The sequence below is a fragment of the Francisella-like endosymbiont genome (assembly GCF_003069505.1).
Taxonomy (GTDB): Bacteria; Pseudomonadota; Gammaproteobacteria; order Francisellales; family Francisellaceae; genus Francisella.
The window spans coordinates 267,583-289,961 of sequence record NZ_QAPC01000001.1 but is presented as its reverse complement, the minus strand read 5'-3'; the positions used below and the strand labels follow the sequence as shown (position 1 = coordinate 289,961).

Sequence of the window (22,379 nt, the reverse complement as noted above, 5' to 3'; positions counted from 1 at the left end):
ACACTTGATAGTATGTTAGATAGAAATGTTTTGTAAAGTATTACGTATAAATATTAGGATAATAGTAGAGATAATAATCACTGCTAAAATCAGATATAATGAAGTAAATATAAAACCTTTAGCAATACCTAAACTTGCCAAAGCCAAAAAAGTGCCATTTAAAATAGCAAAACTAATATTATAACTAAAACTTAAGCCACTAGCTCTCACCCCAGGGCTAAAAAAGGTAATTGCATAGTTAGAAGCAACTCCTGCAACTAGTCCCATAAAATATTATTAATAAGCATTATGAAAATTAAATATTTAGAGTTAGTAAAACGGCACTATAGTAAAAAATACTTCCAAAAATTACTAAACCTATCACGTCGATAAAGAGTATACGTAGTGGTGTAAATTTTATCGGCAAGAAAACCTACTGGGATAGAAACTACAGAAAAAACAAATAGGTTGATAAGTATCAAACTTGAGCTATTTGCGGTGTGATTTAATTGAAAATATTGTTGGTAAGTAAAGTGAGAAAAATCCAACTACCACTGCAAAAATTGAAATAGCAGCAACACAGCCATAACTGTTGCTAATTTCTCTGGTTTAAATAAATCAATAATAGGAACTTTATAATGAGTTTTTTCGTTTAAAAATATTCTCAGTTTCATAAATTTCTTTTCTAAAAAATAACTAATGAGACAATACCACCAAACATAATCATCACTTAGAAAATATGTAGTTACTATTTCAGTGATCTGTACAAAAAATATACCAAAATTGATAAAACAAAATATAATTCCACAAGCTAAGCCATCATGCTTTAATAGTGACTCTTTGACAAATACTACAACAATTGGAATTTCACCACCAATTGTAGCCACCTTGAATAATTCTTAACACAATAAAAAACAGGGCTGCAAGCGCTTATACCAGCGCTTTGATATGAAGGCAATAGGAAGCTATCATAAAAGCAGCTAGGCTCATCGACTAGTGTTATTGTTAGTAGGAAAGATTTTTTGTGTCCATATTTATCACTAATATGTCCAAAAATTCCACCAAATGGTCTAGCAAAATATCCAACAGCAAAAACTGTAAAGGCAAGAAAGTATGCTTGTAATGCTAGTGAGCCTTCGCGAGGAAAAAATGTTTTGCCTAGCACACGATACAAACATGCCAAATATTACAAAATCATAAAACTCTAACATTCCACCAATATTTGTGAGTAAAATCATTTTAAAATCATCTTTTTAAGCATCTTTAATTAAGTATATAATTACAATCAAATTGTCGTTATAATAGCGAATAAATTATAAAAAGCTAATAGTTTTAATATGATAAGAATTGAAAATGTGATCAAAAGGAAAGTTCAACAAGGACAAAAACTTTTACCTAATATCAAAAATATTATCTTAGTAGCCTCCGGAAAAGGGGGAGTAGGTAAGTCTACTGTCACAGCAAATTTAGCAGTTTGCTTTGCAAAAATGGGGGCAAAAGTTGGGATTTTAGATGCAGATATTTATGGCCCAAGTCAGCCGACTTTACTAAATCTTAAGCAAAATCCACAAACTACTGATAAGAAAAAAATTATTCCGTTAGAGCGTTACGGGGTAAAGATGATTTCTATCGGTAATTTGATAGACCCTGAATCAGCAGTAATTTGGCGTGGTCCTATAGTATCTCGAGCTCTAATGCAACTTTTAAATGATACAGATTGGGGTCATATAGATTATTTATTTTTAGATTTACCTCCTGGAACGGGTGATATTCAGTTAACTATATCAAAAAATATGCCAGTTACTGGTGCTGTGATTGTTACAACTCCCCAAGATTTATCATTAATTGATGCAAAAAGGGCTATAGCAATGTTTCAAAAAGTTGATATCAAAACTTTAGGTGTAGTAGAAAATATGAGTTATTATATTTGCCCTAAATGTGGTAACAGTGAACATATTTTTGGCAAGGATGGCACTCATCTTTTATGTAGCAAAAATAATATTGAGTTTTTAGGCAATTTACCGCTGCATAAAGATATTCGTGAGAATGCTGATAACGGTAAACCTTATGTCAGTTTAGACAAGGATGATAGTATCAATATAAGTTATATCACTTTAGCTGAAAATACCTTAAATGAAATTGAGAAATTACCTAAAGCAAGTAGTTTAGATTCTATTGGTGTTAAATATAGAAAATTAAGAGACCAAAACCGTGACGATAAAATCAGATAAATGGATAAAAAAATGTCTCAAGAGCATAACATGATAGAACCTTTTGAGGCAGGTCAAGTAAAAGTTATCAATAACCAAAAAATTGTTTCTTATGGAACTTCAAGTTATGGCTATGATGTGCGCTGTGCAGATGAGTTTAAAATATTTACAAATATAAACTCTTCAATAGTTGATCCTAAAGATTTTAATGATAAAAATTTTGTCGATTCAAAGGTGATGTTTGTATAATTCCCCCAACTCTTTTACTTTAGCGCGTACAGTTGAGAAGTTTAAAATCCCAAGAGATATTTTAGTAGTCTGTTTAGGTAAATCTACTTATGCAAGATGTGGAATCATAGTAAATGTGACTCCTCTTGAGCCAGAATGGGAAGGTTATGTGACATTAGAGTTTTCAAATACTACACCATTACCGGCTAAAATTTATGCAAATGAAGGTGTGGCTCAAATGTTATTCTTCCAATCTGATGAGGAGTGTGAAACTTCTTATGCTGACAAAGGAGGTAAATACCAAGGTCAAGTTGGTGTTACCTTACCTAAGTGCTAAACTTTTTTAAAACTGATTATTAATTCTATCAGTAATAGCTTAGAAAGCTTTTAGAATAATCAACCATATGTAAACTAGCAAATACATAGTCAAAAATATCAGCTTGAATTTTCTCATAGTTGACCCAGTTGATATCATTTATAAATATATATAACTCAACAGGTAAGCCAAATTGAGTATAGGCTGAAGTTCTCTAATCAAAAACGTCAAGCCTAGATGTTGAGATGTATTTTTGGATGATTGTGTAGGTAATTTTCAATATAGGCAAGAAATAAACTAATATTTGTAAGCTTTTCATCAGCTTTAGCCGTGATAAAATCTACTAAAAGAACTTCTTTACTTAATTTTTCTAGAAGTTGTTAATCACAGAATTTTATTATACCGATATAATTTATTAAGAGCTTAAATAACGACGATCACCAATTTCTACCACGCCACGCCAGTTTTTGACACTCTGGGTAGAGAGTAGTTAGTGTATAAGTTTGGTATTATTGATATTATTTTATCAAAATTGCGTATTTTAACTATGTTGATAGATACATTCATTGTAGTACCATCAATATTAGCAGATGGGATAGTAATCCAGTCTCTCCAACTCTTACTAAATCAAGCACGGCAAACTGAACATTAGTTACAAAGCCTAAGATAGTGTCTTTAAATACCAACATTAGTTAGAACCGCAGGTAATATCCTAATCCTATTAGAAATGCAACAAGTGATTTATTTAATAACAATGATATTACTAGAATAAAAAGCCTATTATGTATAAGATAATTTTTATAACCTGAGAGCATAGCTGTAATGAATGATTCTTAAAGTAAACAAGATTTTGAAAATAGTCAAAAACGGCATTTATAAAACACACCAAAAATGAAATTATAGTAATAGTTATATAAATTTGTGCTAATAACTGCATTATATATAGTAACTAAATGCTGTGTCCAAAGATACTCATAATCAGCAGCAAAACTTAGCATAATATATAAGGATATACTTGGAGCCAATATGTGATAGCTTGATAAAAAAAATTGTATTGGAGCCAGATACTTACCTAATAATGAATTTTTTAGCTATTAAAATGTATTTGCTGAATAATTTATTAATAATTAATGATGCTAATAGTACTATTATAATAATAGTAGAACAGCTTAATGTAATAGCTAGTCTATGATTATTAATAAATATCCAAATAGTATTTTTTAGAATTGACATTGTGTTTTGCATTACCTTTAAGTTAAATATTCTGTTTTGAAATAAAAAAATAGGCTCTAGGTTTATTGTACAGAATTATCGCTAGAGAGTATATTCTTACTTGGTAAAAGCTCTGCTATCTGTAAAATCATCTTTGTAACCAAATTTGATTGGAGATAAGTATATATCCTAGTTGATTCATTATTTTGAGCTAACTGTGTACTTGAGTTAGACTGCCAAAACATTTGTTAATTAATAGTAGTATTAGGTATGACAGGAGTCTTTATCTTAGGTCTTACTAAATTGTAAGTTATTGTATAAATTAATTAACAAGTATTATTAGATGCACCTCCAACAATACTTGTTAATTGAGATCTTTGATTTACCTGTTGTATATTAAGTATATAATCAGCCAATTCCTCATTTTTAATAACAATCGCTTTATAAGCTATCAAATTATATCTTAGTTCATTTATTAGACTATGATATCCATTACTTTGAATATAAAATTAGTGCCATAAGCTATCAAAGTTACCTGCATTACCACCAGCCAAAACTCCACGTGGATGAAAACCACAGTTAGCTAATATGACTGTTGCAATAAACAAAAATATAGTATAAATATATTTTATTTTCATCATATTTACCTTATTTAATTACAATATTGATAAGTTTTTGTGAGACATAAATTACTTTAACAACTTGTTTATTATCTATAAATGATTTAACATATTCATCAGCTAACACTACTTCTTCAACTTGATTTGGAGATAATGAAGCATCTAATTCTAGCTTAGCTTTTAATTTACCATTAATCTGCACTACTAAAAGAAATTCATCTTTCTCTAGAGCATTATTATCAACCGTTGGGAAACTAGTATGAAGTATATCTTCTCCTAAATTTAGCTGTTGCCATAGATGATGGCACAAATGTGGCGTAAATGGTGCTAGAACTCTTAGTAAAATACTAAATCCCTCAACCTTGACACTTTGAGAAAGGTTATCATACTTATTAAGGGAATTTAAAATTTTCATACAAGCAGATACTATAGTATTAAACTGATTCTTATCAAAATCAAAAATTGCCTGCTTTAGATTAGAGTGTATTTCAAAGCGTACTTTTTTATCTTGTTTTGTCAGTTTTTGATGCTTTAGAGTTATGTTTTTAGCAAATATATCTTTATTTAATTCAGCATAATTAAATACTTTGCGTAGAAATTTATTTGCTCCTTCAACTCCTGTTTCCGACCATTCAAGTGATTGCTCAGGAGGTGCCGCAAACATACTAAACAATCTTACAGTATCAGCACCATATTTATCAATAAGCTCTTGAGGATCTACAGTATTACCTTTAGACTTAGACATTTTAGCACCATCTTTTAGCACCATTCCTTGTGTAAGGAGATTCTTAAAAGGTTCATCCGAGCTAAGTAATCCTTGATCACGCATTAATTTATGAAAGAATCTAGCATATAGTAAGTGCATGATAGCATGCTCAATACCACCAATATATTTATCTACTGGTAGCCAATAATTAGCTTCTTGGTCAAGCATTTGGTTAGCAGTAGGGCAAGTATATCTTGCATAATACCAAGATGATTCAAAAAATGTATCAAATGTATCAGTCTCACGTTTTGCTGGTTTACCACATTCTGGGCAAGCTACATTCAGAAACTCTGGAATATCCTTAAGTGGTGAGCCTGCTTCTATTAAGGTTACATCAGTAGGTAATCTTACTGGTAAGTTGTCTTCTTTTTCAGGTATTATGCCACAACTATAACAGTGAATCATAGGAATAGGACAACCCCAATATCTTTGGCGTGAAATACCCCAATCATGAATTCTAAAATTAGTAGTTTCATAACCTTTATTTTGCTTTATAAGGTATTTCTTTATAGCTTGATAAGCATTTTTGAAGTTTAGACCATCAAATTCTCCTGAGTTTATTAGTATACCTTTTTCAATAAAAGCAGATTTTTGTAAACCAATTTGTAGGTTTTTACCATTAGGCTGTATGACTTGTTTTAATGGTATATTATATTTTTGTGCAAATTTCCAATCTATTTGATCATGCGCTGGTACAGACATAACAGCACCAGAGCCATATCCCATAAGCACAAAATTAACTACCCAAACATCTACAGTTTCACCAGAAATAGGATGAATTACTTTAATTGATGTCTTAAATCCTTTTTTCTCTTGAGTTGCTAAGTCTGCTTCGATTATTGATGATTTCTTACATTCATCTATAAATACTGCTAGCTCTGGATTATTTTTAGCTTCTTCAAGAGCAAGAGGGTGTTCAGGTGCAATACCAAGATAGCTTACACCCATTAGTGTATCAGGACGAGTTGTAAACACTTCAAGATATTGGTTAGATTCTTTAATTTTGAACTTAATTGTTAAACCTTTGGATTTACCAATCCAGTTAGTTTGCATGGTTTTAACGGCTTCTGGCCAGTCCTCTAATTTAGTGATACCTTGTAAAAGTACATCAGCATAATTAGTAATTTTTAGGAACCACTGAGGAATTTCTTTTTTCTCAACTAAAGCACCAGAACGCCAACCTGTACCATCAATAACTTGCTCATTTGCTAAAACTGTTTGATCAACTGGATCCCAGTTAACAACTGAGTTTTTACGATATGCTAAGCCTTTTTTGTATAGCTGAATAAAAAACCATTGCTCCCATTTATAATAATCTTGATCACAAGTTGTGACTTCTCTTGACCAGTCAAAACTAAAGCCTAAAGAGTCAAGTTGTGATTTCATGTGAGCAATATTACTTTTTGTCCATTCGTATGGTGATTTTTTATTCTTAATTGCAGCATTCTCCGCAGGTAGACCAAAAGCATCCCAACCCATAGGATGAAGGACATTTTTGCCTTGCATTTTTTGATATCTTGCAATTACATCGCCAATCGTATAATTACGTACATGTCCCATATGTAGCGTACCACTAGGATATGGCAACATCGAAAGACAGTAAAATTTTTGTTTATTTTTATCTTTTACAGCTTTAAAAGAAGCATTTTTACGCCAATAATCTTGTGCCGATTTTTCTATATCGCTAAAATTATATTCATTCATTTGAAATTAAGACCTAGATTTAGATTATAGTTGAATAAAATATACTAATAATTTTAAGTGAAAATATGATAAATATCTAGATGTTCGTCTTCTTAAAACTGCTTTTCTAGCTTAGCACTAGCAATAACCTTTTAAATGACTTATCAAACTAATCTTTAAAGATTAGTAGTTTATACTTTTAAGTTTGACTATCTTCAAAGCTTATAAAAGATTTTTGAAAAGTTCGATAACTAATTTTTTTATCACACATTGTAATTAACTCTTAAATTTTGAATACAAATCATTATCATATATCAATTTCATCGCTTCTATATTACCACTTTGATCATCTTTATTAAGCCAGAAAAAAATTTTTTGCGGATTAGTTCCTATTGCTGATTATATTGGCCATATAAGATTTTCCTAAAAAGAACATAGCTTCAGCATTGCCAAGTTCAGCAGATAAAGTAAATATTGATTAGTTTTTTCATTTGCCCTTTAGATTAGCCATGATAGTGGCGTGATGGTTTATCATAATTTTATCAAGAAAAACATCAAAATATTTTATTGCTAAATCCAAATCTTGCTTAACACCAATCTTATAAGTATAAAATATACCTAAATACCTAAGAAATATGGAGAAATAGGACAGCTTTTTTTGTATAGTTCAATAAAAAGCCTTAACATTCTCAGATCATGAATTTTAATAAGCAAATAATTACAGTCTTATTAAATATATTATAAATTAATTTTCAGACATCCATGTTTCTAAGATCACACAGGCTGCTAGAGCATCTACTTTTATATGAGAAACTTTTTTACTTTTGACTTCTTCTAGACGCCATATAGCTTCTCGAGTTGAGTAAGCTTCATTAATAAGGTGAACTTTTCTTTGATATCTTTGCTGTACTTCTTTAGCAAAATCTTTAGCAGCTTTAGTAATATCAGTTTCAAAATCTTGGGTATCTAATGGTAAACCAATAATAATATCTGAAGGGTTCCAGCATTTGATAATTTTATCAAGCTCAATCCAGTTAGGTACTCCGTTATAAGCTTCAACAGTACTTATCGGTGTTGCAGTTTTTGTAATCATTTGACCACTAGCTAAGCCGATACGCGCTTTACCATAATCGATAGCTATCAATGACTGAAACATTAGCAGTTACCTGTATTTCTATTAAATAATGCATTAAGACTTTGTAAAGTATAGCCAGCATGTTCTAAATGATTTTGCCATTTTACCTTGTTTTCATGATTGAACAAAATTTTCTTACTAAGCTTATTAGTTACTATCCAATCATTTGATTTAATTTCATCTGTAAGCTGATTGGCAGTCCAGCAACTATAACCAACAACTGGCAAGAAATACTCGGGCAAAATATTGTTGGCAAGATCTTCTAAAATATCCATCGAAGCTGTTATCGCTAAACCCTCATCTAATTTTATCGTTGAACTATAGTTGCGACCATTAGTAGTATGCAATACCATAATTTTATGTGGGCTTATCGGCCCGCCCATATAAAGAGGGTATTCTAAAATTTCTTCGAAAGTATTACTATGAGGTATATGCAGCTCTTCAAAAACATCTCTTAATGTATCTGTAAGAGGTTTGTTTATTATCAAACCCATAGCGCCATAGCGGTCATTTTGACACAAATAAATTACTGATTTGGTAAATAATGTATCATCTTTTATAAGCGGTGTTGCTAATAAAATTTCACTTTTATGATTTTGGTACATAATGTATTTCTTAGTACTAATTTACTTTTTACAAAAATGGCACAAATTAAAATGCCGCAGTGGCGATAATTTTAGATGAACATAAAGCTAAAGTCTACATAAGCCTAAGACAAAAATTTCAGACATATAAGTAACTATTAAAAATTTCTTGGTGATAAGCTTGAAAAAATGAAACTTTTGAAGAATGTATTATAAACACTTAACTGAAATCAAACAGTAACAGGGGGTTATTCACAAGAAGAAACTTATCTTTCACACATTCAAATAATTTAACATAATATTTATTATGCGAATGTTTATATATTTGTGAAAAAAGTTGAATACTTTTCAAACCATTGATTTTAATGACTTTTGTAGTATAAGATTCACAAAACAGATTAAAGTATCTGGCTCATAAAATATAATGAGCTTGCCTAAGATAAGAACTATTGAAAAAGAGAAAAAATAGTCTTGCAAAATAGCAAAAAATACTCTCAACATTGAAAAATATCACTTTTGTCATTTATAAAAAATTCTTATAGCAAAAGTTCTTGATTTTATAAATCAATTTCTACATACATACTGAAAGTATTGAAAATGCAGGTTCCAGATTGTCATACCAATATACCAATATATAAGTGGTGCTTTAAACTTAGCTTTTTGTATATTTAGTTTTGGTATACTCTTATAACTACCCTGCTGATGTAATTCGCAGCGGTAACTACTGCTAAAAAATCAATAATATGTCCATATACAGATTAATTGTGTCCATAGCCAAGCACACTATGAATCTTCTCGTTAGTGTTATTTGTTTAGCTAATTATTGACCAACTTTTCTTGTGAAAAAATGAATAATATTAAAATTATAAAAGAAGCTATAATTATAAGTACAAAAGATATTTGTATAATTATTGGTTTTTGTGATGATATTGAATTTGTTCACAATTATTTTATATCTAACTGTGCTATACGGCTATGGTTAACTGTGTCGATTTAGACAATATTTGTAGATGGCTAGTCAGTATAGGCAATGCCTTGATATCTATTATCACATTTACTACTGAAACTAACCCATCTATAGTAAAAATTTCTAAATCTAATTTGAGTAGTTTTATTATATCAGAAGTGAGATAATTTGTTATAAATTTGTGGTCAGAGTGGTTATCATCTGTGCAACATCTATACCTTTCACCTGTCTTGTTTATCATCAGCCTAATTGTGTTACCATCGATATTGATCATAATTTTTTCTCTGAGAGATTTGTTTTTGTATAGCTCAATGAAGCATAGACAAATTATTAAATATATAATATTTGTAATTAACTTTCCCAGTGCCAATAATTATCAATTCTCTGTTCTCAATGAATATTGATAAAGTTTCTTTTAATTGATTTTCTAAATTTATATGGCTGAAAAGATGTTGCTCATCTTTCGTTGTTAATTCGCGAGATAATTTTTTGATAAATGAATTTCTGATAAATGAATATTCATCATAGAGATTTACTTGGTTCTTATAATTATTTCTTATGTATTTCCTCAATTACCTCTAAGACCATAGATGCAGGGTTTCTCTGATTTGTTCTAATCGGAGTTTTTGTAATTGATTCTTTTCTTTAGGTCTTATTATCTTTTTGTGTGATAAATCTTCAGCAATACAAAGTATACCGATAGGATTATTTTGTTTGTCAAGGATTGGAATTTTTTCTGTTTTTATCCATACTAGCTCTTTACCTTTAGGTATTAGATACTTCGATATGTGTGGTTCCTTGTTTTTTAAGACAACTAAATCATCTTTTCTAAATGCACAGTTGCTAATCTATTGTCCTATAAATCATAGTCACTTTTACCAATCTCTAGGTATGAATCGCTACCTACTAAGTTTTGAAAATTTTTACTAAAAAAACGTATTTAGAATTTATATCCTTTATGTACACACAGGCATTGCTACTTGAAATATTAGCAATTAAGGCAAGTATTGGTGAGGATAAATACTCATCTTTTATATTATTGTCCAAAAAATTCCTTAAGGTTATTTCCTTAAATGGTTTATAAGTTAACTTAATATCAGCATGTTTAGAATTTTCATTAATATTTTTTGCGGAATCAAAACTTTTGCACAGTCCTTGTCTATTTGCATGATTACTGCTATGCCACAACATTGTTTTAACGTTTATTCTAAACTTAAGATTTTCCCATATACTTATTTTATTTTAAAATCGGTTATACAGCAGATTAGAATATATTAAGTTTTTAGATATTAACTATATAACTATAAAATACATAAGATGCTTCTCTTTATATATGCTGATTAATACTATACTCTATATGGTATAATCGACTCATTTTGATTTTCATTGAGTAATTTAATATTTTCTTCAGAAATCTCTTACAGCATCACAAATTAAAAATCTCCGCTTTAAGGCATGAGGATTTCCTTTGATACCTGATTTAAGTATTTAAGTATTGCCTTTAACTCATGTGTTGTATTAGGAATGTTTTGTTGATCTTGAGCAACGCATTTTCGTATATTTTTATATTGATTTTGGTATTTTCTATTTTATAATAAGATCTATTATAAAGATAAAAACATTGTAAAATAAAAACTTGAAAAACTATTAATTTAATAGTACTTTTTTATAAAATACCTATGGAGTAAAAAGTAATTAGCGATTATCAAAATTTAAATATATAATATATTTTTGACGGCAAAAGCTAATTGTTGCTGGTGTAGTGTTTTTACTTATTCCTATCATTCAATACTTAATAAATATCTCTATTGCTTTTTTAACATAAGAGTTAACAGAAGGGTGATAACGATGTTTTTTAGTACTTTTAGTTATTATAAAAACTAACTTAAAAAGAATAATATAAAATACTATGTTTATAAATATACCAATTTCTATATTACTTTTAATAAAACCATTTTTCCAAAATGAGATACATGATGTCATTCTAAAAACCATATTTACAACTATAATAGTACTATCTCTATATATAAATATGGTAACTTAGTGTTTGCCTTCGTATATATATCCTTAGGTCTTGTGTATATAACCTATTTGGAAGATTTTCATTAGAGATTATCAGAAAAATCTCCACAAGTTATATTCTAATTGGTATTATATTGATATTCTTTGTTAAGAATTACAGTGACATTTATTGGCAACTTATGCTGATATATTTAGGTATAACTTATATATTTATGGGTAAAATACTGAAAAAAAATAGGTAAAATATGCTGAATGATATATTGCATCAACCAATTAGAACAAAAATAATTACTTATTTATATTCGGTGGACAGTGCTACATTTAAAGATATAAAAACTTTATTAGAATTAACTGATGGTCATATGAGTACACATATGAAAGTCTTTGTTAAAAATGGTTATATTATAAATAAAAAATCTTTTAAATCTGGTAAACCGATGACAACTTATAAAATCACAGATAAAGGAAAAGAGCTTTTTCTTGATTATGTTGCTGAGTTAAAAAGAATTGTTAATTTTGTATCAGCAAATCCTAGCTAAAAACTCACCTACTTCGATAAGCTTACTTTTAGCTGGTTCACACTTACAAACATAGAGAATATCACCAATGACATAATAAATAGCATCTTGAGAATATTCTTGACCAAGTTCACAAGCGCTATCTAAAGATTTAGCATTAAACATAAAACCATTTTCTTTGTGTTGAGTACTTTTATCAAAACCGTTGATTTGATACACCCAGTTATATTTTCTAGTTAATTGGTGTTTTAAGAGAATATTTCTAAAAATGTTTTCTTGCTTGGTTAATTTTTGATTAAGTGGATTATAAGCTGTTATTATAGCAAATTCTTGAGGAAATTTATTTGGTTTAACTGGTATTTCAAAAAGCGTCTTAAAATACCATTGGCATAAACCTTGAGATTCGAACTTTTTACTCATATACTTTTAGCTTTTGCTCTAATTGAGAGCCAGTATGGACGCCCATTAGGGTCTCAACTTGCTTACCATTTTTAAAAATAATCAAGGTCGGGATACTTCTAATAGCAAATTTAGCAGCTAAATTTTGATTGTCATCAACATTTACTTTAACAATCATAGCATTTTGATAGTCTTTTGAAAGTTGATCAAGAATCGGACCTAATGTCTTACATGGTCCACACCAATCAGCGTAAAAATCAACTAAAACAGCCTTGTTTGTATTATTGATAAGTTTTTCAAAATTAGCTTCATCTGTTTTTATAACATTATTCAATGTCATAGCTTATTTCTCCATAAATGTAACATTAGCTTTGATATTAATGTCTTGAGATATAGCTATAGTATTATAGCTATTTGAGCTTACATCATCGTTATAAGCTGTTTTCATTAACATTAAATTATTCCTAGGCTGATAACCATCTACATCAATATATTGTATAGATTGGATAGTATAATTACTATTAGTTTGTTTATTAAAGTTAGCAAGATAATCTTTAGTATCATTAAAAAGTTTAATCATTAGTTTTTGTTTTGCTACTTGTATATCTTTAACAGGAGGATTGTAATCTAATAATACATCGACAACTAGTCTTGTACCTGAAGATTTATCTTGGTTCTCAAATGCTGTTTGCAGCTTATTAAGATTTACTTTGTAATATTCTAATTAATTACCATTATCTGAAATTTGTTTTTCTACACTATTTTTTAAGTGTTGTTGTTGCATAGCTTGTAACCTGAACAAGTATACTATCATTTTTAACTGTAGTTTTAGCCTAAGTAGAATATTTGATTGTATTATGATCAGGACAATCATTGCTACATGCTATAGCAAATGACGTCATTGCAAAAAGGCTTACTACTATTTGCAAATTGATTAGCAACCTGCTCATAAGTCAGTTCAATAGCATTTGTAAGTTGTTTTAGGATTTCTTGGCTTTATTGAGCATATGCTTTTGGATAGTGTATCACAGCTCTATCACCTAAAGGACAAAATGTTAAATCAAGATCATAATAAGAAAGAATCCACAATTTTTAATTCTATTGGCTTCAACATCAACTAATTTAGCTAATTGTTGAGTTGCATTTAAACTACTGCGGTATCCATTAACCACAATAGAGCTTATTATTAATATTCTAGAACATCTCCTTCTCCAATATTGTAGTAATCGAGAGTTTCAACCTGATAGCCATTATCGTTAAACCATTTTTGGAATAATAATTCTTCAGGCTTTCTTTCTATAGGATGAAAAATTACTTGCTATAAAAGTGTTTTATCGTACAACTTCAAGCGTTTGCTGTAAAGACCATATCTGGGACATTTTCACCCTGTTTAATTAAATTGATTTTTGCACCAAGTTTTTGATAAGTGTCATAAAGATTTTGCCATTGTTTTAACACTAAAGTTTTATTAGGTTTATTATTAACTTGCATCTATGGATTTATAGCATAAACAACATCAAAAGCTGTTGGTTAGTACATCAAAACTTCTTTCATAAGATTTATTCAAAAACTAAGTTAAATATAGCTCTAATTTATCATATAAGAAAAATAAATAAGAATTTATTATTAGTTATTAATACTAATAAATAATAGTATGGAGGATATCATATAAAGACTCAATTATATCTTCTTTAATTTCATTTTCAAAAGGAAAATCATCGGCTGTCAGCTGAAATTTAACAAAGCTTTCTAGCAGCAAATGTTGGGCATAATGAAGCTCTAGTCCCCTAGATTGTAAATAGAATAAAGCATCTTTATCTAGCTGCCCTATCGTAGCACCATGAGTACAGACTACATCATCAGCAAAAATCTCTAACTCTGGCTTAGTGTTTATCTCAGCTTTATTGCTTAATTGTATGTTTTTATTATTTTGATATACTTGTATTTGCTCAATACCTTTATTAACTATCGCTTTAGCATTAAACCAAATCTTAGCATTACCATTAGCAACACCACGGAAGTTGACACTACTAAAAGTATATGAGGCATTGTGATTAACTAAAAAACAAGTGTTAGCAATAGCATTATCATTTACCAAGTATAGTCCTCTGACATCAAATCTTGAATGAGGCTTATTGAGATTAACTACAAAATCACTTCTTAATAGAGCATATTTATTAAGAAGATTAAATCCATTAAACTCAGCAGCTCTATCTAAATTTATTAAATAGTTTGCTGTTGTGATTAACTTAGTATTATTTGGATTATTAGCATTGTTGGTAAAATTGACTTTTGCAGCTTCAGCAATATTTATATCTAAAAATAAATTTATTGCAGAATTTTCAGTAAGGTTTACAAAGTTAATATCTAAATTTAGACTAGCAAACATATTGACATCAAGCTTTAGTGATATATTTGTCAATTTATTCTTAGCCATATCAGTATTTATGAAGATTAGGCTTAAGCGATCTTTAGTATCTTTAGCTATATTAATACCAAAGTGTTTAGAATTCTCTATCGCTAGTCTAGACATATTTCTATTGTCTTTGTGTAATTCTAAGGCACTAATATGCTTTAATTTTTTGTTATAATCAATAGCTAACACACCATCAAGTATTATTACAACATTCTCTTGTGTATCAAACTTAAAGCCTTCAAGATAGTCTTTTGACTGAAGCGATTCTTTTAGTAATTCTTTGATATTATTTTTGTCATAAATAGAAGCAATATTTGTATACTTCCAGCTTTCTTGTTTAGTTGTAGGTAGAAATTTGTTATTTATTAACATTTTTAGCAACCTTTAGCTGTTTAACCAAGAATAACCTTTCTCTTCTAATTCAAGAGCAAGCTCTTTGCCACCAGTCTTAACTATTTTGCCATCTACTAAAACATGGACAAAGTCTGGTTGAATATGGTCTAAAAGTCTTTGATAATGAGTAATTACTAAAAAACTTCTATTCACAGATCTCATACTATTTGCACCTTGTGATACTACTTGTAGAGCATCGATATCCAAGCCAGAATCAGTTTCATCTAATATGGCCAATTTTGGTTCAAGCATCATAAGTTGTAGCATCTCATTACGCTTCTTCTCACCACCAGAGAAGCCTTCATTGACACCGCGTGACATATATTTTTGATCAATTTTTAATATCTGCATATTTTCTTTTAGTTTTTTCATAAAAGAAATCACATCAATCTCATCTTTGCCATTTTGCTTTCTAACGCTATTTACAGCAGTTTTAAGGAATTGGACATTACTAATTCCAGGAATTTCAATTGGATACTGTAAACTTAAAAAGATACCAGCTGCAGCCCTTTCTGAGATACTTAAGTCATTTAAATCTTTACCATCAAATGTGACAGAACCTTGAGTAATTTCATAACCATCTTTACCCACTAAAGCATTACTTAAAGTGCTCTTACCAGCGCCATTCGGTCCCATAATTGCATGAACTTCACCTTTTTCAACTGTTAAGTTTAATCCTTTTAATATTTGTTTTTTTTGCTCACCAACACTTACATGTAAATCTTTAATTTTTAATAACATTTTTAAAACCTTTTATCAAATTATATAACTTATAGCTTAACCAACTGCACCTTTTAGACTAACTTCCATAAGTTTCTGAGCTTCTACAGCGAACTCAAGAGGAAGTCTATTAAATACTTCTTTACAGAAACCATTTACAATCATAGCAATTGCATCCTCTTCTGATAGACCTCTTTGTTTGCAATAAAAAAGCTGATCATCAGAAATCTTAGAGGTTGTAGCCTCATGCTCTATCTGTGAGGAATTACTTTTATTTTCTATATATGGGTAAGTATGTGCCCCACAATTATGACCAATCAGTAAAGAGTCACATTGTGAGAAGTTTCTTGCGTTAGCAGCATTCGGTGAAATTCTTACTAAACCTCTATATGCTTGTGATGCCTTGCCTGCAGATATACCTTTCGAAATGATGGTACTTTTAGTGTTTTTACCAAGATGAATCATTTTTGTACCTGTATCAGCTTGTTGAGCATGACGAGTTAGTGCTACAGAATAGAATTCACCAATTGAGTTATCTCCACGTAAAACTACAGAAGGATATTTCCACGTGATAGCAGAGCCTGTTTCAACCTGTGTCCATGAAATTTTTGAATTTTTGTAACAGATACCTCTTTTTGTTACAAAATTATAAATTCCACCTTTACCATCTTTATCACCTGGATACCAGTTTTGTACTGTCGAGTATTTAATTTCAGCACCATCTAGTGCTACTAACTCAACAACTGCGGCATGAAGTTGATTTTCATCACGCATTGGAGCAGTACAGCCTTCCAAGTAACTTACATAGCTATTCTCATCAGCAATAATCAAAGTCCTTTCAAACTGTCCAGTATTCATAGCATTAATTCTAAAGTATGTTGATAATTCCATTGGGCAAGTTACACCTTTAGGAATATATACAAATGAACCATCACTAAATACTGCTGAATTAAGAGCTGCAAAAAAATTATCACCTTGAGGAACTACTGAGCCAAGATATTTTTGTATAAGTTCAGGGTATTTTTGCACTGCTTCTGATATTGGGCAAAATATTACTCCTGCTTCAGCTAACTTTTCTTTGAATGTTGTTACAACAGATACTGAATCAAATACCGCGTCTACAGCAATATTTCTCACACCTGCTAACATTTCTTGCTCATGCAAAGGTATACCAAGTTTTTTATAAGTTTCAATAATTTCTGGGTCAACCTCATCTAAGCTTTTTGGGTGATCTTTTAGCGACTTAGGAGACGAGTAATAGCTAATAGCCTGAAAATCTATAGGATGATAATTTAAATCAGCCCACTTAGGCGACTTCATTTCTAGCCATTTGTTATAAGCTTTTAGGCGCCATTCTAATAAAAACTCAGGCTCATTTTTTCTTGTTGATATTAGACGAATCACATCCTCATTTAGACCGGCTTCAATTGTTTCTGCTTCAATATTAGTAACAAAACCATGCTCATAGTCTTGCTCAATGATTTTATCTAAATCTTCACTCATTTTCTTTTAACTCTTGTCTTTGTTGTTGACAATATCATAAATTGATGTTTTTGATAGTAAATCAAGTAGTTGACTGTTTAAAACTCTCCAATAACCACTAACTATACAGTTTCCTACTAAGCTACATTTTTTTTGCAAATCACAACATTCTGTTAGATTTACATCTTTTTCTACACACTTAACAATATCTAAAACAGTAATATCTCTTGGATCTTTAACTAGTGTGTAGCCTCCTTCGATACCTCGCTTTGAGTTTACAATATTTGTCAAAGAGAGTTGATTTAGTAGCTTTCTTACTGTCGGGATATTTAGTCCCGTAGATTCAGCAATCTTTGCAGCACTATATGGATTAAAATCATTCTGTGCTATTGTAACAACTACTAGTAAACCGTAATCGAGTAATTTACTTACCTTAAGCATAATTACCTTTAATCTATACTAATTTAGTATCATATGTTTGTATAATAATATTTATAAGGCTAAATGTAAATTAAAAATTTGATTATTTTCCTGCCTTATATTAGTATGTTCAAACTTACACACTATTCATTAAATATTATAACAGTTAATTATGAGAATAGCTATTTTAGGAGCTGGGCAATTAGGCGTATATTTAACTCAAAGACTAAGTTTGGACCATCAAGTTTCTGTTATTGACTTAGATGAAGAAAAACTTGGCTTTATTTCATCAGCATTTGATGTGCAAACAATTATTGGTGATGTTACAAAACCAAATATTATGATAGAAGCTAATTTTAAAGATACTGATATGATAATAGCTGTGACATCAAATGATACTACAAATATAGCTGTATGTGATATGGCTTACAAGTTATATAAAACACCTTATAAAATCGCACGAATTCGCGATACTGAGTATAATAGATTCCCTAAACTGCTGAATAATATCGATTTGGTTATAAAGTCATTTTTTGAAACTACAAAAAGATTAGAACAATTAATTTTCTTATCTGGAGCATATTTTATATCAAGTTTTTTTGATAAGCGTGTTCAGATTATAGGTGTTGAAGTGTCATCAGATTCTCCTCTTGTAGGTCTTGCAATTAAAGATATATATTTAGGTCTAGGTGATATTAAAGTTGATATTATCTCTGTATATAGAAGTGGTCAAAAATTAGATATTGATGATACTGGTGTCTTAGTTAATCCTGGTGATAGAGTTATGTATCTTTCAGAAAAAGCATATTCATCACAAATACTATCAATATTTCAACCCAAAAAAGCAAACATCAGAAAGATATTTATAGCAGGTATAAATTATGCAAGTATCACTTTAGCTAAATCTTTGGAGAATAAAGGATATATTATTAAAATGATAGATCCAAGTGCTCAAAAATGCGAGTTTGCTTTGAATGAGTTATCTAACTCAACAATTTTACATTATAACCCTGTTAATAATAATTTATTAATTGCTGAAGGTATTGATGAAGCAAATATGTTTTTTTGCTTTGACAAATTCTGATGAGATAAATATTATGTCATCAATTTTGGCAAAAAAACTTGGGGCTAAGAAAACTATCGCTACAGTTAATAGTGCTGAATACTATGATATTACTAGAGATCTAAAACTTATTGATATTTCTATTTCGCCACATAATTTCTCATATACAACAATTAAGGCATTTTTAACTCAGGTTGATATGCTAAAAATGTACGAGATTGAAGATAGTGAAGAAATGCTTGTCGAGCTCAAAGTACATGGTCAAGAGAACGTGTCTACTGTTATAGGTAAAAAGATCGGTGACTTTAAATTACCTCAAGGTCTAGAAATCCTTGCGATAATGAAAGTTGATAATATCCCAAGGTTTTATGCCGATAATTTACTAATACAAGATCAAGATAGATTAATCATCAAAGTCGATAATAAAAACGCATTACAAACCTTAGAGAAACTTTTTCAAGTAATGCCATTGTATATTGCATAAATGATTGCCAATTTAGATATCCTTGAGTTATTATATAATTTAAAGTGTCCGTAAATGTATAATTATGACAGTAAACTCATCAGCAAAAGAAAAAATTGGTTTAATCTTGCTAGTATTATTAATGACGGGAACTATTGATAATATTAGAAACCTTCCCTCCACAGCTACTTCAGGAACATACATATTCTTCTTTTTTGCCGTAGCTGTTTTTTTATTTTTAGCACCAGTTACATTAGTATCTGCAGAGATGACTGCAACGTATACTGCCAAGGGTGAAGAAGGAGTATATGGTTGGGTTAAAAAAGCTTTTGGTCCTAATGTCGCAATGCTAGCTGTGTGGTTTCAATGGATAAATACTCTTATCTGGTTTCCAAGTATCCTAACGTTCCTCGCAGGAACAATTGCATACTTATTTAATCCTGATTTTGCGCAGAATATAAAGTTTACAATTACATTTATAACTGTCGTTTTTTGGTCTTTGACAATTCTTAATCTTAAAGGTCTGAGAGTATCAGCAATTTTTGCTAGTACTTGTACTTTTTTTGGTATGGTAATCCCTATGTTATTAATGGTACTATTTGCATTAATTTGGTTGATTAATAGTTATAACCTAAATATCCATTTTCATCTAGATAATCTAATTCCTAGTTTCACATCTACAGAATCATGGATGGGATTAACAGCTATCATAGCTTCTTTCTTGGGGCTTGAGTTAGCAACTGTGCATATTAGAAAAGTTATAAATCCTAAAAAGACATTTCCCCTAGCACTTTTAATTTCAGTAATATTTATAATCTTTACAATGGTTCTAGGTGCTTTAGCTGTTGCGATTATATTTCCACAATCACAAATTGATGTTGTTAATGGTACTATCAAAACTTTTAAAGTTTATTTAAAGGATTTAGGAATTCCAATGTTTTTCTACTATTTCTTAGGCTTAATGGTTTTTGTTGGGTCAATAGGGTCAATGATTAACTGGATGATTTCACCAGCAAGAGGATTACTCCAAGCAGCTGACGACCATTTTTTACCAGATATGTTATATAAAACAAATAAATATGATGCACCAAGTGGTATACTAATACTTCAAGCTATAATTATGACTATAATATGTCTGCTGTTAGAGTTGGTGCCTTCGGTTCAAGCTTATTACTGGCTTCTTACAGCTCTTAGCACACAAATATATTCTTTGATGTATCTAATGATGTTTTTTGCTGCTTTAAAACTAAAGTTAATAAACAATCAAATAGTAAGAAATACAGATGATTTTCATATCCATGGCGGAAAAATTGGTATGGCTGTTGTTTGTCTTTTAGGTATTATAGGCACTATTTTGTGTGTAATTATTGGCTTTGTCCCTCCAGATAATTTATATAATCCATTAGAATTTATTCAAATATTGTCTGTATGTTTTGTATTATCAATCATACCTGTAGTGTTTTTTCTATTTTATAGAAAAATCAAATTTAAAAATTATTAAAATGTATGAATCATTGATACTTCTCCTTGCTCTAATTACAGGTTATTATGCTTTTAATCTCAAAAATCTCTCAAGGTTGTAAGGCTAATAAATTACTTCCTTGATTTAATAGTTATATTAATAATATTTCTATCAGGTTACTTCAGTATATTTACCCATATAAACACTATTGTTCTAGAGGTTATAAGTATAAGTCTTGGTTATACTGCAACTATATTTATTACAAATATAGTTGGAATTTTTATTTATTGTAGCTATAACAAAATGATAAAAGCTAACTAAGTATCAATAATTTTGCAATATAATCAAGATAATATCTTTATAACTATTCTTAAGGTAAGTAAATATCTAATCTATATAATTGTAGGATATATATAGTAAGTGAAACTATTAATATTAATATCACAAATATTATTGATCATATAGTATTTTTTATTATTGTTAGCAATAATGTTACAATAGGAGTTTTACTCAAACTAAGAAAATATTTCACTCAAAGATTTATTTAAGAATAAAGAAGCGTTGTTTATATTCATTATAGTTGTTGGATTATAAATTAGTTCAGCGATATTTATAAGCTTTATGACTAATATCACCTCAAGCAGAGTATTATTGATAAGTTCTGGTTTAGGCTAGTATATTCATTATCGGTAGTGTTAAATACTGATTTTCTTAGTGAATATTGTGGAATGATTACCTTCTTGATAGATTTCTTACTTGAGATATTAGATTATTGTCATGATCCCATTATTAAAGAGATACCTTTCCGTTGAGTTAGTTGGCTATGTAGCTAATACTGCTATGGATTTTTGTCTCCCTGTAATTAGAAATAAATTATGGTAATAAAGTATTGCTACTAGCTATAACTATTGGGCTTATGCCTAAAATAATAACACCTGCTTTATTAATCTTAGAAAATATAATTCTTTAGGAATAATAAATATTAAGAGTTTTGAAGATTATTATTTGCTGCGAAACTTAATACGACCTTTAGTTAAATCATAAGGAGTAATCTCAACTACAACTTTATCACCAGTTAATATACGAATATAGTTTTTTCTCATCTTACCTGAGATGTGAGCTGTTACCATATGTCCATTTTCAAGTTCAACTCTAAACATTGTGTTTGGAAGTGCTTCTAAAACAACACCTTCCATTTCTATACAATCTTCTTTCGCCATATGGCCTCTCTTCTTCAGTTAATTAATTACGTTTTCAATAGTTACACAAATTTTAAAAGCATTTAAGTAAAAACACAAATTTTTTGAATAAATAAGTTGTT

The 22,379-nt window shown here is 29.6% G+C and carries 16 protein-coding genes and 7 pseudogenes; 7 read left to right on the top strand and 16 right to left on the bottom strand.

Annotated features, from left to right (window positions below):
* Nucleotides 1–15: 15 nt before the first annotated feature.
* Nucleotides 16–1,217: pseudogene (locus tag C9379_RS01665) on the bottom strand (MFS transporter).
* 99 nt (nucleotides 1,218–1,316) lie between these two features.
* Between C9379_RS01665 and C9379_RS01660 the strand changes: the two are divergent.
* Both C9379_RS01660 and dcd read left to right on the top strand, forming a co-directional pair.
* Nucleotides 1,317–2,210 (top strand): P-loop NTPase, encoded by an 894-nt coding sequence (locus C9379_RS01660; protein WP_143385006.1) that lies wholly within the window; start codon nucleotides 1,317–1,319, stop codon nucleotides 2,208–2,210.
* A pseudogene (gene dcd, locus C9379_RS01655) lies at nucleotides 2,191–2,754 on the top strand (dCTP deaminase). Before C9379_RS01660 ends, dcd begins: the two are co-directional and overlap by 20 nt.
* A 426-nt stretch (nucleotides 2,755–3,180) precedes the next feature.
* Here dcd and C9379_RS01650 read toward each other — a convergent pair.
* The 5 genes and pseudogenes from C9379_RS01650 to C9379_RS01630 form a co-directional block, all read right to left on the bottom strand.
* Nucleotides 3,181–3,300, bottom strand: coding sequence for a hypothetical protein (locus C9379_RS01650; RefSeq protein WP_343377497.1), 120 nt, complete (start codon nucleotides 3,298–3,300; stop codon nucleotides 3,181–3,183).
* Between the two features lie 728 nt (nucleotides 3,301–4,028).
* Nucleotides 4,029–4,586: pseudogene (locus C9379_RS01645) on the bottom strand (LPS-assembly lipoprotein LptE).
* 7 nt (nucleotides 4,587–4,593) lie between these two features.
* Nucleotides 4,594–7,035 carry a leucine--tRNA ligase gene (gene leuS, locus C9379_RS01640; RefSeq protein WP_143385007.1) on the bottom strand — a complete coding sequence of 814 codons (2,442 nt, stop codon included), beginning with the start codon at nucleotides 7,033–7,035 and terminating at the stop codon, nucleotides 4,594–4,596.
* A 724-nt stretch (nucleotides 7,036–7,759) separates the two neighbouring features.
* Complete coding sequence (gene ruvX / locus C9379_RS01635; RefSeq protein WP_143385008.1) at nucleotides 7,760–8,170, bottom strand: Holliday junction resolvase RuvX; 411 nt, start codon at nucleotides 8,168–8,170, stop codon at nucleotides 7,760–7,762.
* Nucleotides 8,170–8,754, bottom strand: a complete 585-nt coding sequence (locus C9379_RS01630; protein WP_143385009.1) for a YqgE/AlgH family protein — start codon at nucleotides 8,752–8,754, stop codon at nucleotides 8,170–8,172. Before C9379_RS01630 ends, ruvX begins: the two co-directional genes overlap by 1 nt.
* A gap of 50 nt (nucleotides 8,755–8,804) precedes the next feature.
* On the opposite strand from C9379_RS01630, the pseudogene C9379_RS08665 reads away from it, so the two are divergent.
* Nucleotides 8,805–8,892: pseudogene (locus C9379_RS08665) on the top strand ((deoxy)nucleoside triphosphate pyrophosphohydrolase); the annotation flags it as partial.
* 1,714 nt (nucleotides 8,893–10,606) lie between these two features.
* On the opposite strand, the gene C9379_RS01625 reads toward C9379_RS08665, so the two are convergent.
* Nucleotides 10,607–10,891 (bottom strand): hypothetical protein, encoded by a 285-nt coding sequence (locus tag C9379_RS01625; protein WP_343377496.1) that lies wholly within the window; start codon nucleotides 10,889–10,891, stop codon nucleotides 10,607–10,609.
* A gap of 778 nt (nucleotides 10,892–11,669) precedes the next feature.
* Between C9379_RS01625 and C9379_RS08660 the strand changes: the two are divergent.
* Together C9379_RS08660 and C9379_RS01620 are read left to right on the top strand one after the other, a co-directional pair.
* Nucleotides 11,670–11,964, top strand: a pseudogene (locus tag C9379_RS08660) (hypothetical protein); the annotation flags it as partial.
* 3 nt (nucleotides 11,965–11,967) lie between these two features.
* Entirely contained in the window at nucleotides 11,968–12,261 is a 294-nt protein-coding gene (locus tag C9379_RS01620) for a winged helix-turn-helix domain-containing protein (RefSeq protein WP_143385011.1), read from the top strand.
* Here the strand turns inward: C9379_RS01620 and C9379_RS01615 are convergent.
* From C9379_RS01615 to C9379_RS01580, 8 genes and pseudogenes are all read right to left on the bottom strand, one after another.
* Nucleotides 12,244–12,660: a DUF3293 domain-containing protein gene (locus C9379_RS01615; RefSeq protein WP_143385012.1), complete on the bottom strand. Its 417-nt coding sequence runs from the start codon at nucleotides 12,658–12,660 to the stop codon at nucleotides 12,244–12,246. The genes C9379_RS01620 and C9379_RS01615 overlap by 18 nt on opposite strands.
* Nucleotides 12,653–12,979, bottom strand: a complete 327-nt coding sequence (gene trxA, locus C9379_RS01610; RefSeq protein ID WP_143385013.1) for a thioredoxin — start codon at nucleotides 12,977–12,979, stop codon at nucleotides 12,653–12,655. The genes C9379_RS01615 and trxA overlap by 8 nt, the downstream gene beginning before the upstream one ends.
* 3 nt (nucleotides 12,980–12,982) lie before the next feature.
* Nucleotides 12,983–13,589, bottom strand: a pseudogene (locus C9379_RS01605) (hypothetical protein).
* 394 nt (nucleotides 13,590–13,983) lie between these two features.
* Complete coding sequence (locus C9379_RS01600) at nucleotides 13,984–14,130, bottom strand: hypothetical protein (protein WP_318263363.1); 147 nt, start codon at nucleotides 14,128–14,130, stop codon at nucleotides 13,984–13,986.
* 148 nt (nucleotides 14,131–14,278) lie between these two features.
* Nucleotides 14,279–15,427: a Fe-S cluster assembly protein SufD gene (gene sufD / locus C9379_RS01595; RefSeq protein ID WP_143385014.1), complete on the bottom strand. Its 1,149-nt coding sequence runs from the start codon at nucleotides 15,425–15,427 to the stop codon at nucleotides 14,279–14,281.
* A 12-nt stretch (nucleotides 15,428–15,439) separates the two neighbouring features.
* On the bottom strand, nucleotides 15,440–16,189 hold the full coding sequence (gene sufC / locus C9379_RS01590; RefSeq protein ID WP_143385015.1) for a Fe-S cluster assembly ATPase SufC: 750 nt from the start codon (nucleotides 16,187–16,189) through the stop codon (nucleotides 15,440–15,442).
* Nucleotides 16,190–16,225: 36 nt separating this feature from the next.
* Nucleotides 16,226–17,671 (bottom strand): Fe-S cluster assembly protein SufB, encoded by a 1,446-nt coding sequence (gene sufB / locus C9379_RS01585; protein ID WP_143385016.1) that lies wholly within the window; start codon nucleotides 17,669–17,671, stop codon nucleotides 16,226–16,228.
* 6 nt (nucleotides 17,672–17,677) lie between these two features.
* Nucleotides 17,678–18,091, bottom strand: coding sequence for an SUF system Fe-S cluster assembly regulator (locus tag C9379_RS01580; RefSeq protein WP_143385017.1), 414 nt, complete (start codon nucleotides 18,089–18,091; stop codon nucleotides 17,678–17,680).
* 151 nt (nucleotides 18,092–18,242) lie between these two features.
* Between C9379_RS01580 and trkA the strand changes: the two are divergent.
* Together trkA and C9379_RS01570 are read left to right on the top strand one after the other, a co-directional pair.
* Nucleotides 18,243–19,617 (top strand): annotated as a pseudogene (gene trkA, locus C9379_RS01575) (Trk system potassium transporter TrkA).
* Nucleotides 19,618–19,675: 58 nt separating this feature from the next.
* Nucleotides 19,676–21,097, top strand: a complete 1,422-nt coding sequence (locus C9379_RS01570) for an APC family permease (RefSeq protein WP_318263420.1) — start codon at nucleotides 19,676–19,678, stop codon at nucleotides 21,095–21,097.
* A gap of 962 nt (nucleotides 21,098–22,059) precedes the next feature.
* Here C9379_RS01570 and infA read toward each other — a convergent pair.
* Nucleotides 22,060–22,278 carry a translation initiation factor IF-1 gene (infA, locus tag C9379_RS01565; protein WP_070084311.1) on the bottom strand — a complete coding sequence of 73 codons (219 nt, stop codon included), beginning with the start codon at nucleotides 22,276–22,278 and terminating at the stop codon, nucleotides 22,060–22,062.
* Nucleotides 22,279–22,379 lie beyond the last annotated feature (101 nt).